General features: G+C 62.7%; 14 protein-coding genes. All 14 read left to right on the top strand.

Features of this window, described 5'->3' with window-relative positions; translation table 11 throughout:
* The 14 genes from rpoC to rplP all read left to right on the top strand — a co-directional run bounded on the left by rpoC (position 1) and on the right by rplP (position 13,490).
* Positions 1–4,182: a DNA-directed RNA polymerase subunit beta' gene (gene rpoC, locus RRU_RS13910; RefSeq protein WP_011390504.1), complete on the top strand. Its 4,182-nt coding sequence runs from the start codon at positions 1–3 to the stop codon at positions 4,180–4,182.
* A gap of 413 nt (positions 4,183–4,595) precedes the next feature.
* Positions 4,596–4,967, top strand: coding sequence for a 30S ribosomal protein S12 (gene rpsL, locus RRU_RS13905; RefSeq protein WP_011390503.1), 372 nt, complete (start codon positions 4,596–4,598; stop codon positions 4,965–4,967).
* Positions 4,968–4,982: 15 nt separating this feature from the next.
* Positions 4,983–5,453 (top strand): 30S ribosomal protein S7, encoded by a 471-nt coding sequence (rpsG, locus tag RRU_RS13900; RefSeq protein ID WP_011390502.1) that lies wholly within the window; start codon positions 4,983–4,985, stop codon positions 5,451–5,453.
* Positions 5,454–5,489: 36 nt separating this feature from the next.
* Positions 5,490–7,568: an elongation factor G gene (gene fusA, locus RRU_RS13895; protein WP_011390501.1), complete on the top strand. Its 2,079-nt coding sequence runs from the start codon at positions 5,490–5,492 to the stop codon at positions 7,566–7,568.
* Between the two features lie 30 nt (positions 7,569–7,598).
* Positions 7,599–8,789, top strand: coding sequence for an elongation factor Tu (gene tuf, locus RRU_RS13890; RefSeq protein WP_011390500.1), 1,191 nt, complete (start codon positions 7,599–7,601; stop codon positions 8,787–8,789).
* 95 nt (positions 8,790–8,884) lie between these two features.
* Positions 8,885–9,193 (top strand): 30S ribosomal protein S10, encoded by a 309-nt coding sequence (gene rpsJ, locus RRU_RS13885; protein WP_011390499.1) that lies wholly within the window; start codon positions 8,885–8,887, stop codon positions 9,191–9,193.
* A gap of 27 nt (positions 9,194–9,220) precedes the next feature.
* Positions 9,221–9,928, top strand: coding sequence for a 50S ribosomal protein L3 (gene rplC / locus RRU_RS13880; RefSeq protein ID WP_011390498.1), 708 nt, complete (start codon positions 9,221–9,223; stop codon positions 9,926–9,928).
* Positions 9,929–9,934: 6 nt separating this feature from the next.
* Positions 9,935–10,555, top strand: coding sequence for a 50S ribosomal protein L4 (rplD, locus tag RRU_RS13875; RefSeq protein ID WP_011390437.1), 621 nt, complete (start codon positions 9,935–9,937; stop codon positions 10,553–10,555).
* On the top strand, positions 10,552–10,866 hold the full coding sequence (locus RRU_RS13870) for a 50S ribosomal protein L23 (RefSeq protein WP_011390436.1): 315 nt from the start codon (positions 10,552–10,554) through the stop codon (positions 10,864–10,866). Before rplD ends, RRU_RS13870 begins: the two co-directional genes overlap by 4 nt.
* 3 nt (positions 10,867–10,869) lie before the next feature.
* Entirely contained in the window at positions 10,870–11,709 is an 840-nt protein-coding gene (gene rplB, locus RRU_RS13865) for a 50S ribosomal protein L2 (RefSeq protein WP_011390435.1), read from the top strand.
* 12 nt (positions 11,710–11,721) lie between these two features.
* Positions 11,722–12,000 carry a 30S ribosomal protein S19 gene (gene rpsS / locus RRU_RS13860; protein ID WP_011390434.1) on the top strand — a complete coding sequence of 93 codons (279 nt, stop codon included), beginning with the start codon at positions 11,722–11,724 and terminating at the stop codon, positions 11,998–12,000.
* A gap of 2 nt (positions 12,001–12,002) precedes the next feature.
* Positions 12,003–12,383, top strand: coding sequence for a 50S ribosomal protein L22 (rplV, locus tag RRU_RS13855; protein ID WP_011390433.1), 381 nt, complete (start codon positions 12,003–12,005; stop codon positions 12,381–12,383).
* Positions 12,383–13,054 carry a 30S ribosomal protein S3 gene (gene rpsC, locus RRU_RS13850; protein ID WP_011390432.1) on the top strand — a complete coding sequence of 224 codons (672 nt, stop codon included), beginning with the start codon at positions 12,383–12,385 and terminating at the stop codon, positions 13,052–13,054. The genes rplV and rpsC overlap by 1 nt, the downstream gene beginning before the upstream one ends.
* Before the next feature lie 19 nt (positions 13,055–13,073).
* The gene (gene rplP, locus RRU_RS13845; protein ID WP_011390431.1) at positions 13,074–13,490 is read left to right on the top strand and encodes a 50S ribosomal protein L16; all 417 of its coding nucleotides are present in this window, start codon (positions 13,074–13,076) and stop codon (positions 13,488–13,490) included.

The raw sequence follows: 13,490 nt of genomic DNA, 5'->3' as shown, positions 1-13,490 counted from the left end.
ATGAACGAACTCATGAAGATCTTTGGTCAGGTCAGCGGCACCCAGGCGTTCGACCAGATCAAGATTTCCATCGCCAGCCCGGAGAAGATCCGGTCGTGGTCCTTTGGTGAGATCAAGAAGCCGGAAACCATCAACTACCGGACGTTCAAGCCGGAAAGGGACGGTCTGTTCTGCGCCCGCATTTTCGGGCCGATCAAGGATTACGAGTGCTTGTGCGGCAAGTACAAGCGCATGAAATACCGCGGCATTATCTGCGAGAAGTGCGGCGTTGAAGTCACGCTCTCGAAGGTGCGCCGCGAGCGCATGGGCCATATCGAACTGGCCGCCCCGGTCGCCCACATCTGGTTCATGAAGTCGCTGCCGTCCCGCGTCGGGCTGCTCATCGACATGACCCTGAAGGACCTCGAGCGGGTTCTCTATTTTGAAAACTACGTGGTGGTCGAGCCCGGCCTGACCCCGCTTAAGCTGCACGAGATGCTCTCGGAAGAGCAGTATCAGCGCGCGGTCGAGGAATACGGCGAGGATTCGTTCACCGCCGGCATCGGCGCCGAAGCCATCCGCGACATGCTGATGAGCATCGATCTTGAGACCCTCAAGACCGATATGAAGGTCGAGCTGCGCGACACCACCTCGGAAGCCAAGCGCAAGAAGCTGGTCAAGCGGCTGAAGATCGTCGACGCCTTCATCGAATCGGGCTGCCGGCCCGAGTGGATGATCCTGGAAGTCATTCCGGTGATCCCGCCCGAGCTGCGTCCGCTGGTCCCGCTCGATGGCGGCCGTTTCGCCACCTCCGACCTCAACGACCTCTACCGCCGCGTCATCAACCGCAACAACCGTCTGAAGCGGCTGATCGAACTGCGCGCTCCCGATATCATCATCCGCAACGAAAAGCGGATGCTTCAGGAATCGGTCGACGCCTTGTTCGACAACGGCCGTCGCGGCCGGGCGATCACCGGGGCCAACAAGCGGCCGCTGAAGTCGCTGTCGGATATGCTCAAGGGCAAGCAGGGTCGCTTCCGTCAGAACCTGCTGGGCAAGCGCGTCGATTACTCGGGGCGTTCGGTGATCGTGGTCGGACCGGAGCTGAAGCTCCACCAGTGCGGCCTGCCCAAGAAGATGGCGCTCGAGCTGTTCAAGCCCTTCGTCTATTCGAAGCTTGAGCAGTATCACTACGCGACCACCATCAAGGCGGCCAAGCGCATGGTCGAGAAGGAGCGTCCCGAGGTTTGGGACATCCTGGAAGAGGTCATCCGCGAACACCCGGTGATGCTCAACCGCGCGCCGACGCTGCACCGCCTGGGCATCCAGGCCTTCGAGCCGGTGCTGATCGAAGGCAAGGCGATCCAGCTTCATCCGCTGGTGTGCACCGCCTTCAACGCCGACTTCGACGGCGACCAGATGGCCGTCCACGTCCCGCTGTCGCTCGAGGCTCAGCTCGAAGCCCGCGTGCTGATGATGTCGACCAACAACATCCTCAGCCCGGCCAACGGCAAGCCGATCATCGTGCCGACCCAGGATATCGTGCTTGGCCTTTATTACCTGACCCTTGATCGCGAAGGCGAGAAGGGCGAGGGCATGGCCTTCGCCTCGCTCAACGAGATCGAGCATGCCTTGCAGGCCCGCGTCGTCAGCCTGCAGGCCCGGGTTAAGGCCCGCCTGCATACGATCGACGAGAACGGCGCCCCGGTCATTCGCACGGTCGAGACCACCCCGGGCCGCATGCTGCTGTCGCGGCTGTTGCCGCGCCACACGGCGCTGCCCTTCTCGGTGATCAACCGCCTGCTGCGTAAGAAGGACATCACCGACGTCATCGATACCGTCTACCGCCACTGCGGTCAGAAAGAGACGGTGATCTTCTGCGACCGCGTCATGCAGCTGGGCTATGCCCACGCCGCGCGCGCCGGCATCTCGTTTGGCAAGGACGATCTGGTCATTCCGCCGACCAAGGCCCAGCTCGTCGCCGACACCGACGCCGAGGTCAAGGAGTTCGAGCAGCAGTACCAGGACGGCCTGATCACCCAGGGTGAAAAGTACAACAAGGTGGTCGACGCTTGGTCCCATTGCACCGAGCGCGTCGCCGACGAGATGATGAAGGAGATCGCCAAGATCGAGCCGGGCAAGCCCGTCAACTCGGTCTATATGATGGCGCACTCCGGCGCCCGTGGTTCGGCCGCCCAGATGAAGCAGCTCGCCGGTATGCGCGGCCTGATGGCCAAGCCGTCGGGCGAGATCATCGAAACGCCGATCGTGTCGAACTTCAAGGAAGGCCTGACCGTGCTGGAGTACTTCAACTCCACCCACGGCGCCCGTAAGGGTCTGGCCGATACCGCCTTGAAGACGGCGAACTCGGGGTATCTGACCCGTCGTCTGGTTGACGTGGCCCAGGACGCGATCATCGTTATCGAGGATTGCGGCACCTCGCGCGGCATCACCGCCATGCCGGTGGTCGAAGGCGGCCAGATCATCGCCTCGCTCGGCGAGCGGGTGCTGGGGCGGACCGCGGCCGAGGACATCAAGGACACCGACGGCACCATCATCGTGCCGCTGGGCAAGATGATCGAGGAACACGACGTCGAACTGCTGGAAGAGGCGGGGATCGAGCAGGTGCGCATCCGTTCGGTGCTGACCTGCGAGGCCGAGACCGGCATCTGCGGCAAGTGCTACGGCCGTGATCTGGCGCGCGGCACCAAGGTCAACATCGGCGAGGCGGTGGGCGTCATCGCCGCCCAGTCGATCGGCGAGCCGGGCACCCAGCTGACGATGCGGACCTTCCACATCGGCGGCGCCGCCCAGCGTGGCGCCGAGCAGTCGAGCGTGGAAGCGGCCTTCGACGGCAAGATCGTCATGGAGAACCGGGCGGTCGTCGGTACCTCGGAAAACGTTCTGATCGTCATGTCGCGCAATTGCGAGGTGAAGATCACCGACGAGGCCGGCCGCGAAAAGGCCCGCTACCGCATTCCCTATGGCTCCAAGCTGCTCACCGATGAGGGCCGCATGGTGACCAAGGGCGATCGCTTGGCCGAGTGGGATCCCTACACGGTGCCGATCATCACCGAGCGCGAGGGTATCGCGATCTATAACGATCTGGTCGAGGGCGTGTCCGTTCGCGAAGTCACCGACGAGGCCACCGGCATTTCGTCGAAGGTGGTGGTCGAGTGGAAGAACATGCCCAAGGGCACCGACCTCAAGCCGCGCATCACCTTGCGCGATGACCGGGGCGAGGGCATCACCCTGGCCAACGGTCTGGAAGCCCGCTACTTCATGAGCGTCGACACCATCTTGTCGGTCGAGAACGGCCAGAGGGTGAAGGCCGGTGACGTGCTGGGCCGAATTCCCCGCGAGGGATCGAAGACGCGTGACATCACCGGTGGTCTGCCGCGCGTGGCCGAGCTGTTCGAGGCGCGCAAGCCCAAGGATCACGCCATCATCTCCGAGATCGACGGTCGCGTCGAATTCGGCAAGGACTACAAGTCCAAGCGCCGCCTGCTGGTGGTGCCCGAGGATGGCGATCCGGTGGAATACCTGCTGCCCAAGGGCAAGCATCTGACCATTCAGGAAGGCGATTACGTCCGCAAGGGCGATCCGCTGATGGACGGCAACCCGGTTCCCCACGACATCTTGCGCGTGATGGGCGTCGAGGCGCTGGCCAATTACCTGATCAAGGAAATCCAGGACGTCTATCGTCTGCAGGGCGTGAAGATCAACGACAAGCATATCGAAGTGATCTCGCGTCAGATGCTGCAGAAGGTGGAAATCACCGAGCCCGGCGACACCACCTTCCTGGTGGGCGAGCTGATCGATCGGACGGACTTCCAGATCGAGAACGAGAAGACCCTGAAGGAAAACGGCCGCCCGGCCAATTCCATCCCGGTTCTGCAGGGCATCACCAAGGCCTCCTTGCAGACCCACTCGTTCATCTCGGCCGCCTCCTTCCAGGAGACCACCCGGGTGCTGACCGAGGCCGCCGTGTCGGGCAAGAGCGACAGCCTGATGGGTCTGAAGGAGAACGTCATCGTCGGCCGCCTCATCCCGGCGGGAACGGGCGCGATGATGAATCGCCTGCGCGCCCTTGCCGCGACCCGCGACAAGGAAATCGAAGACTCGCGCGGCGCCGAGATGGTTCCGGTTCTGGGCGCGGCCGAGTCTTTCACGCCAAGACTGCCTGAACCGCCCGCCGAATAACGGCGTTTAGCGAGTCGCTTCGCTTTCTTGGGCGAAAGTGGCGAGAATTCGAGGATGGGGCCGACGGATCCGCGAGGACTGTCGGCCCTGTTTCGCTTCCTAGGGGAACGGGGGCTTTTTGTCCTTGACGCCCCTGGGGGGTCTCCATATGATGCCGCCTCTCTCGGCCGGCGGTGGTAGGAGGGGAAGCCCTGGTGGCTCCCACCCTAAACGCGTCGACCGAAACGATTTTCCAGCCGCTCGGCTGGTGCTTGGGACGACCGGATGACGCCAGCCGTGCTGGGCGCGTTCGACGGGGGTCTCTTTTAACTTCGCATCGTTGCGAACGGTCGCCTGTCGGGCGAAAGCGCCCGACGGGTCGTCGTGACGGCAAATTTTTTTGAGTTCCGAGTGGCGTTGAGAAGGGACGTTCGATGCCGACGATCAACCAGCTAATCCGCAAGCCCCGTAAGGCGGTGGTGAAGCGCAACAAGGTGCCCGCCATGCAGGCGTGCCCCCAGAAGCGCGGGGTCTGCACGCGGGTGTACACCACGACGCCGAAGAAGCCGAACTCGGCTCTTCGCAAGGTTGCGCGCGTTCGCCTGACCAACGGCTTCGAGGTCACCAGTTATATTCCCGGTGAAGGCCATAACCTTCAGGAGCACTCCGTCGTGATGATTCGCGGCGGCCGTGTGAAGGATCTTCCCGGTGTTCGCTACCATATCATCCGCGGTGTCCTGGATACCCAGGGCGTGAAGGATCGCCGTCAGCGTCGCTCCAAGTACGGCGCCAAGCGTCCCAAGTAAGAGGTCGAGGAAGCCATGTCCCGTCGTCGCGCAGCGGAAAAGCGTGAAGTTTTGCCGGACGCTAAGTTCGGTGATCTTGTTCTGGCGAAGTTCATCAATTCGGTGATGCTCCAGGGCAAGAAGGCCGTCGCCGAGAAGATCGTGTATGGCGCTTTCGAGCGGATCCAGTCCAAGACGGGCCAGGATCCGGTGAAGGTGTTCCACGACGCTCTCGACAATGTGAAGCCCTCTGTCGAGGTGCGCTCCCGCCGTGTCGGTGGCGCTACCTATCAGGTGCCCGTCGAGGTGCGTCCCGATCGTCGTCAGGCCCTTGGCCTGCGCTGGCTGATCGATTTCGCCCGCAAGCGGTCCGAGACCACCATGGTCGATCGGCTCACCGGGGAATTCCTCGATGCCGCCTCGAACCGCGGCGGTGCCGTGAAGAAGCGTGAGGACACCCATCGGATGGCCGATGCCAATAAGGCGTTCAGCCATTACCGCTGGTAGTATCCAGTAAAAAGACCCGGAAGAGAGTCCAGCGTCATGAAACGCGAAACCCCGCTCGATCGCTATCGCAATATCGGCATCATGGCTCACATTGATGCCGGAAAGACGACGACCACCGAGCGCATCCTCTGCTACACCGGCAAGTCCCATAAGATCGGCGAAGTCCATGACGGCGCCGCGACGATGGACTGGATGGAGCAGGAGCAGGAACGCGGCATCACCATCACGTCTGCCGCAACGACCGCGTTCTGGCGTGAGAATCGGGTGAATATCATCGACACCCCGGGCCACGTTGATTTCACCATCGAGGTCGAGCGCTCCTTGCGCGTCCTTGATGGTGCGATCGCCGTGTTCGATTCGGTGGCCGGCGTCGAGCCGCAGTCCGAGACCGTGTGGCGCCAGGCCGACAAGTACAAAGTTCCCCGCATGTGCTTCGTCAACAAGATGGATCGCATCGGCGCGGACTTCTACCGCTGCGTCGACATGATCATCGATCGTCTTGGCGCGGTTCCGCTGGTCATCAACCTGCCGATCGGTTCGGAATCCGATTACGCCGGCGTCATCGACCTGATCAAGATGAAGGCGGTGATCTGGCACTCCGAAGATCTGGGGGCGCATTTCGATTACGTCGACATCCCGGCCGAATACGCCGAGAAGGCCGCCGAGTATCGCGAGAAGCTGCTTGAGACCGCCGTCGAAATGGACGACGCGGCCATGGAAGCCTACCTCGAGGGCGTCGAGCCCGACGAGGAGACTCTCAAGAAGTGCATCCGCAAGGGCACCATTGCGATGAAGTTCGTGCCGGTTCTGAACGGCTCGTCCTTCAAGAACAAGGGTGTGCAGCCGATGCTCGACGCCGTCGTCGACTTCCTGCCCTCGCCGCTCGATGTTCCGGCCATTCACGGCCTGATCCCCGAGACCCATGAGGACGTGATCCGCGGCTGCTCCGACGACGAGCCGTTCTCGGCCCTCGCCTTCAAGATCATGAACGACCCGTTCGTCGGTTCGCTGACCTTCGCCCGCGTCTATTCGGGCACCGTGGAAAGCGGCTCCTACGTTCAGAACACGGTCAAGGACAAGCGCGAGCGCATCGGTCGCATGCTGCTCATGCACGCCAACAACCGTGAGGAAATCAAGTGGGCGGGCGCCGGCGACATCGTCGCCATCGTCGGTCTCAAGGACACCACCACGGGTGACACGCTGTCGGACACCATCAAGCCGGTGATCCTTGAGCGCATGGAATTCCCCGAGCCGGTGATCGAGGTTGCCGTCGAGCCCAAGACCAAGGCCGACGTCGAGAAGATGGGCATGGCGCTGGCCCGGCTGGCCGCCGAAGACCCCTCTTTCCGCGTCGCCAGCGACTCCGAAAGCGGCCAGACCGTGATCAAGGGCATGGGCGAGCTCCATCTCGAGATCCTGGTCGACCGCATGAAGCGCGAGTTCAAGGTCGAGTGCTCGGTCGGCGCTCCCCAGGTGGCTTATCGTGAGACGATTTCGAAGGTCTTCACCGTCGATTACGTCCACAAGAAGCAGTCGGGTGGATCGGGTCAGTTCGCGAAGGTGTCGATCACCTTCTCGCCGCTGCCCCCGGGCTCGGGCTATCAGTTCGAGAGCAAGATCGTTGGCGGTTCCGTGCCCAAGGAATACATCCCTGGCGTGGAAAAGGGCCTGAAGTCGGCCATCGACACCGGCGTGATCGCCGGGTTCCCGGTGACCGACATGAAGGCGTCGCTGATCGACGGCGGGTATCACGACGTTGACTCGAGCGTGCTCGCCTTCGAAATCGCCGCCCGCGCCGCCTTCCGCGAAGGTCTGCCCAAGGCCGGTCCGAAGCTGCTCGAGCCGATCATGAAGGTCGAGGTGGTGACGCCGGAAGATTACATGGGCGATGTCATCGGCGATCTGAACAGCCGCCGCGGCAATATTCTGGGCATGGACCAGCGCGGCAACGCCCGTGTCATCGGGGCGATGGTGCCGCTGGCCAATATGTTCGGCTATGTGAACACCCTGCGGTCGATGAGCCAGGGTCGCGCCCAGTACACCATGCACTTCGATCACTACTCTGAAGTGCCCAACAACGTGTCCGAGGAAATCCGCGCCAAGATGGCCGGTTGACGCCAACGTCGAGGACGGAGAGAAAAAAGAATGTCGAAAGAAAAGTTTGCGCGGACGAAGCCCCATTGCAACGTCGGAACGATTGGTCACGTTGACCATGGCAAGACGTCGCTGACGGCGGCGATCACGAAGGTTCTGGCCGAAGCGGGCGGGGCGACGTTCCAGGCCTACGACCAGATCGACAAGGCGCCGGAAGAGCGTGCGCGCGGCATCACGATTTCGACGGCGCACGTTGAGTACGAGACGGAAGCGCGTCACTACGCGCACGTCGACTGCCCGGGCCACGCCGACTATGTGAAGAACATGATCACCGGCGCGGCGCAGATGGACGGGGCGATCCTGGTGGTTTCGGCCGCCGACGGCCCGATGCCGCAGACCCGCGAGCACATTCTTCTGGCCCGTCAGGTCGGCGTTCCGGCCCTGGTGGTGTTCCTGAACAAGTGCGACATGGTCGACGACGAGGAGCTGCTTGAGCTGGTCGAGCTCGAGGTTCGCGAGTTGCTGACGAGCTACGACTTCCCCGGCGATGATATTCCCATCGTCAAGGGCTCGGCTCTGGCCGCTCTGGAAGACAGCGACCCGAAGCTTGGTCACGATGCCATCCTCGAGCTGATGAAGGCGGTGGACGATTACATTCCGCAGCCCGAGCGCCCGAAGGACAAGCCGTTCCTGATGCCGATCGAAGACGTGTTCTCGATCTCGGGTCGTGGTACGGTGGTGACCGGTCGTGTCGAGCGCGGCATCGTCAAGGTTGGCGAGGAAATCGAGATCATCGGTATCCGCGACACCCAGAAGACGACCTGCACCGGCGTTGAGATGTTCCGCAAGCTGCTTGATCAGGGCGAGGCCGGCGACAACATCGGCGCGCTGCTGCGCGGCACCAAGCGTGATGACGTCGAGCGCGGTCAGGTTCTGGCCAAGCCGGGTTCGATCACCCCGCACACCAAGTTCAAGTGCGAGGCCTATATCCTGACGAAGGAAGAGGGTGGCCGTCACACGCCGTTCTTCTCCAACTATCGTCCGCAGTTCTATTTCCGCACGACCGACGTGACCGGGACGATCGAGCTGCCGGAAGGCACCGAGATGGTTATGCCCGGTGACAACATCGGCATGACGGTGCAGCTGATCGCGCCGATTGCCATGGACGAGGGTCTGCGGTTCGCCATCCGCGAGGGTGGCCGTACCGTCGGTGCCGGCGTCGTCGCCAGCATCGTTCAGTAAGAAAAAACCTACCGGGCGCCCGCGCAGGCATGGCCACTGCGGGCGCCCATCGTATTTGATGAACGTTTTGTTGAAAGCTAGATCGGACCACGGTCATGGAAAGCCAAAACATTCGCATCCGCCTGAAGGCGTTCGATCACCGCGTGTTGGATCAGTCCACCCGCGAGATCGTCTCGACCGCCAAAAGGACGGGCGCTCAGGTTCGCGGGCCGATCCCGCTGCCGACCCGCATTGAGAAGTTCACCGTGAACCGCTCGCCGCACATCGACAAGAAGTCGCGCGAGCAGTTCGAGATCCGCACCCACAAGCGGCTTCTGGATATCGTCGACCCGACGCCCCAGACCGTGGACGCCCTGATGAAACTTGATCTGGCGGCCGGCGTGGACGTTGAGATCAAGCTGTAAAGCGAAGAACGAGCAAGGAATTCGGACATGCGTTCCGGTCTTATCGCCCAGAAGGTGGGGATGACCCGCCTCTTCACCGATGAGGGCACTCACGTCCCCGTCACCGTCCTGAAGGTCGAGGCCTGTCAGGTGGTTGCCGTGCGGACCTCTGAGACGGACGGCTATACGGCCGTCCAGCTTGGCGCGGGTGTCGCCAAGGTCAAGCGTACCTCTAAGGCCATGCGCGGCCATTTCGCCGCCGCCAAGGTCGAGCCTAAAAAGAAGGTGGTGGAGTTCCGCGTCAGCGAGGACTGCCTGCTGGAACCCGGAGCCGAGCTTTCGGCGGCCCATTTCGTGGCCGGCCAGAAGGTCGACATCGCCGGTACCACCATCGGCAAGGGCTTTGCCGGCGCGATGAAGCGCCACAATTTCCGCGGGTTGGAAGCCACCCACGGCGTTTCCGTCAGCCATCGTTCCCATGGTTCCACGGGTCAGTGTCAGGACCCGGGCCGTGTGTTCAAGGGCAAGAAGATGGCCGGCCACATGGGCGATACCCGTATCACCCAGCAGAGCCTGACCGTCGTCGCGACCGACGCCGATCGCGGCCTGATTCTGGTTAAGGGATCCGTTCCCGGTGCCGATGGCGCCTGGCTCGAAGTGCGCGACGCGGTGAAGAAGAAGCTGCCCGAGGGGGTTCCCCTTCCCGCCGGCCTGAAGGCCGCGGTCGAGGCGGCCGTCGATGGCGAGAAGGAATAAGGTCCGATGAAGTGCGACGTTAAGACACTGGACGGCAAGGACGCGGGCTCGATCGAGCTGTCCGATTCCGTCTTCGGGCTGCCGGTCCGCACCGACCTGCTGCACCGGATGGTGCGGTGGCAATTGGCCCGCCGTCAGGCTGGAACCCATAAGACCAAGGGGATCAGCGAGATCTCCGGAACCACGGCGAAGCCCTTCAAGCAGAAGGGTACGGGTCATGCCCGCCAGGGATCGAAGCGCAGCCCGCAGTTCCGCGGTGGCGCGACGATCTTCGGACCGGTCGTGCGTTCCCACGCCCATGATCTGAATAAGAAGGTCCGCAAGCTCGGTCTGAAGACCGCGCTGTCGGCCAAGGCCCAGGCCGGCCAGCTCATCGTCCTTGATCAGGCGATCAGCGAGTCCGGCAAGACCAAGGACCTGCTGGCCCAGCTGAAAGTTCTGGGGCTGGAGAAGGTTCTGTTCATCGACGGTCCCGAGGTGAATGAGAAGTTCGCCCTGGCCGCGCGCAACATCATCGGTCTGGACGTGCTGCCCCAGCAGGGCGCCAACGTCTACGATATCCTGCGCCGCGACACCCTGGTGCTTACCAAGGAGGCCGTGAAGCACCTTGAGGAGCGTCTGCAATGAGCATGACCGAGGTTAAGATCAGCGAGGAGCGCAAGTACGATATCGTGCGGGCGCCGGTGATCACGGAAAAGGCCACCCTGATCGGCGAGCACGGTCAGGTGATCTTCCGCGTTCCCCTCGATGCCACCAAGCCCGAGATCAAGGCGGCCGTCGAAGGCCTGTTCAAGGTCAAGGTGAAGGCGGTCAACACGCTCCGTTCGAAGGGCAAGGTCAAGCGCTTCCGCGGAACCGTCGGTAAGCGGTCCGATACCAAGAAGGCTATCGTGACCCTGGCCGAGGGACACTCCATCGACGTGACGACGGGGATCTAACCGATGGCTCTCAAGCAGTACAATCCGGTGACCCCCGGTATGCGGAATCTGGTCCTTGTTGACCGGTCCGATCTGTACAAGGGTAAGCCGGTCAAGAAGCTGACCGAAGGTCTGGTCAAGACCGGCGGCCGCAACAACCATGGCCGGGTCACGTCGTGGTGGCGCGGTGGCGGCAACAAGCGCCGCTATCGCCTGATCGATTTCAAGCGCACCAAGGTCGATGTGGCCGGTCGCGTCGAGCGGTTGGAGTACGATCCCAACCGTACGGCGTTCATCGCCCTCATCACCTATGAGGATGGCGAGCAGACCTACATCCTGGCGCCGCAGCGCCTGCAGGTCGGCGACGCGGTGATCTCGGCCGACCGCGCCGATATCAAGCCCGGCAACGCCATGCCTTTGAAGAACATGCCCGTGGGCACCATCATCCACAATGTGGAGATGAAGCCCGGCAAGGGTGGCCAGTTGGCCCGCTCGGCCGGTTGCTATGCCCAGCTGATCGGCAAGGATGCGGGCTACGCCCAGCTCCGCTTGTCGTCTGGCGAGCTGCGCCTGGTGCGCGGCGAATGCCTGGCGACGGTTGGCGCGGTGTCCAACCCGGACAACCAGAACGAAAAGCTCGGCAAGGCCGGCCGCTCGCGCTGGATGGGCCGTCGTCCGCACGTTCGCGGCGTGGTGATGAACCCGGTCGACCACCCCCATGGTGGTGGTGAAGGCCGCACCTCGGGAGGCCGTCATCCGGTCACCCCGTGGGGCAAGCCGACCAAGGGCAAGCGCACCCGCTCGAACAAGAAGACGGATTCGCTGATTATGCGTTCCCGCCACCTCGCCAAGAAGAAGCGTTAAGGAGTAGTCGCCGTGGCTCGTTCCGTATGGAAAGGTCCGTTCATTGACGGATACCTCCTCAACAAGGCCGAAAAGGCACGCTCCTCCGGTCGCAACGAGGTCATCAAGATCTGGTCGCGCCGGTCGACGATCATGCCGCAGTTCGTGGGTTTGACCTTTGGCGTGTACAACGGCCAGAAGTTCGTGCCGGTCCTGGTGACCGAGCAGATGGTCGGTCATAAGTTCGGGGAATTCGCCCCTACGCGGACCTATTACGGTCACGCCGCCGATAAGAAGGCGAAGAGGAAGTAACCATGGGCAAGCAGGCAACCGAACGGCGGCTGGCCGACACCGAAGCCCGGGCCATCACCAAGATGATCCGGACCAGCCCCTACAAGCTCAATCTGGTGGCCGAGTCGATCCGCGGTAAGACCGCGGAGCGCGCCCTGGCGGAGCTCACCTTCTCGAAGCGTCGGATGGCCGATACGGTCAAGAAGACCCTTCAGTCCGCGATCGCCAATGCCGAGAACAACCACCAGCTCGACGTCGATCAGCTGATCGTCTCCGAGGCTTATGTGGGCAAGGCGATGGTTTTGAAGCGTTGGCGGGCCCGGGCCCGTGGCCGCGTGGGTAAGATCCTGAAGCCTTTCAGCAATCTGACCATCGTGGTGCGCGAGCGGGGGGAGACGGCGTAATGGGACAGAAAGTCAATCCGATCGGGCTGCGTCTTGGTATCAACCGGACGTGGGACTCCCGCTGGTTCGCCGGCCGCGACTATGCGTCGCTGCTGCACCAGGATCTGGCGATCAAGAAGTATCTGAAGAGCAAGCTGGCCCAGGCCGGCGTCTCGCGGATCGTCATCGAACGTCCGGCCAAGAAGGCCCGCATCACCATCCATACCGCCCGTCCGGGCGTGGTGATCGGCAAGAAGGGCCAGGACATCGAGAACCTGCGCAAGAAGCTGCAGGTGATGACGGGCAACGAGGTTCACCTCAACATCGTCGAAATCCGTAAGCCGGAGCTCGACGCCCAGTTGGTGGCCGAGAATATCGCCCAGCAGCTCGAGCGTCGCGTCGCCTTCCGCCGCGCCATGAAGCGCGCCGTTCAGTCGGCGATGCGTCTGGGGGCCCTGGGCATCCGAATCAACTGTGGTGGCCGTCTGGGTGGCGCGGAAATCGCCCGCACCGAATGGTATCGCGAAGGTCGCGTGCCGTTGCATACCCTGCGTGCGGACGTGGACTACGGCACCGCCGCGGCCCACACCACCTATGGCGTCTGTGGCGTTAAAGTCTGGGTGTTCAAGGGCGAGATCATGGAACACGATCCCATGGCCCAAGATAAGCGCTCCCAGGACCAGGGCCGCTGAGAGAGGAACGGAGTAGACGATGCTTTCACCGAAGCGCACGAAGTTCCGCAAGCAGCATAAGGGCCGTATCCACGGTCTGGCCAAGGGCGGTACTGATCTGAACTTCGGGTCCTTCGGCCTTAAGGCCGTTGAGCCCGAGCGCGTCACCGCGCGCCAGATCGAAGCGGCACGCCGCGCCATCACCCGTCACATGAAGCGCCAGGGGCGCCTCTGGATCCGTATTTTCCCGGATGTGCCGGTGTCGAAGAAGCCGGCCGAAGTCCGCATGGGATCGGGTAAGGGCTCGCCCGAGTTCTGGGTGGCCCGCGTCAAGCCCGGCCGCGTCATGTTCGAGCTCGACGGCGTTCCCGAGGACATCGCGCGCGGCGCGTTTGAACTCGCCGCCGCCAAGCTGCCGCTGAAGACCAAGTTCATTGCCCGGATCGGGGAGGTTTGA

The sequence above is a fragment of the Rhodospirillum rubrum ATCC 11170 genome, assembly GCF_000013085.1.
Lineage (GTDB): Bacteria > Pseudomonadota > Alphaproteobacteria > Rhodospirillales > Rhodospirillaceae > Rhodospirillum > Rhodospirillum rubrum.
Note: the sequence above shows the minus strand (reverse complement) of the source record. Positions and strands in the feature narration are given on the sequence as shown.

Bases quoted from the DNA above. Each gene is read 5' to 3' on its own strand.
- rpoC (WP_011390504.1), top strand. From the start codon at position 1: ATGAACGAACTCATGAAGATCTTTGGTCAGGTCAGCGGCACCCAGGCG.
- rpsL (WP_011390503.1), top strand. From the start codon at position 4,596: ATGCCGACGATCAACCAGCTAATCCGCAAGCCCCGTAAGGCGGTGGTG.
- rpsG (WP_011390502.1), top strand. From the start codon at position 4,983: ATGTCCCGTCGTCGCGCAGCGGAAAAGCGTGAAGTTTTGCCGGACGCT.
- fusA (WP_011390501.1), top strand. From the start codon at position 5,490: ATGAAACGCGAAACCCCGCTCGATCGCTATCGCAATATCGGCATCATG.
- tuf (WP_011390500.1), top strand. From the start codon at position 7,599: ATGTCGAAAGAAAAGTTTGCGCGGACGAAGCCCCATTGCAACGTCGGA.
- rpsJ (WP_011390499.1), top strand. From the start codon at position 8,885: ATGGAAAGCCAAAACATTCGCATCCGCCTGAAGGCGTTCGATCACCGC.
- rplC (WP_011390498.1), top strand. From the start codon at position 9,221: ATGCGTTCCGGTCTTATCGCCCAGAAGGTGGGGATGACCCGCCTCTTC.
- rplD (WP_011390437.1), top strand. From the start codon at position 9,935: ATGAAGTGCGACGTTAAGACACTGGACGGCAAGGACGCGGGCTCGATC.
- RRU_RS13870 (WP_011390436.1), top strand. From the start codon at position 10,552: ATGAGCATGACCGAGGTTAAGATCAGCGAGGAGCGCAAGTACGATATC.
- rplB (WP_011390435.1), top strand. From the start codon at position 10,870: ATGGCTCTCAAGCAGTACAATCCGGTGACCCCCGGTATGCGGAATCTG.
- rplV (WP_011390433.1), top strand. From the start codon at position 12,003: ATGGGCAAGCAGGCAACCGAACGGCGGCTGGCCGACACCGAAGCCCGG.
- rpsC (WP_011390432.1), top strand. From the start codon at position 12,383: ATGGGACAGAAAGTCAATCCGATCGGGCTGCGTCTTGGTATCAACCGG.
- rplP (WP_011390431.1), top strand. From the start codon at position 13,074: ATGCTTTCACCGAAGCGCACGAAGTTCCGCAAGCAGCATAAGGGCCGT.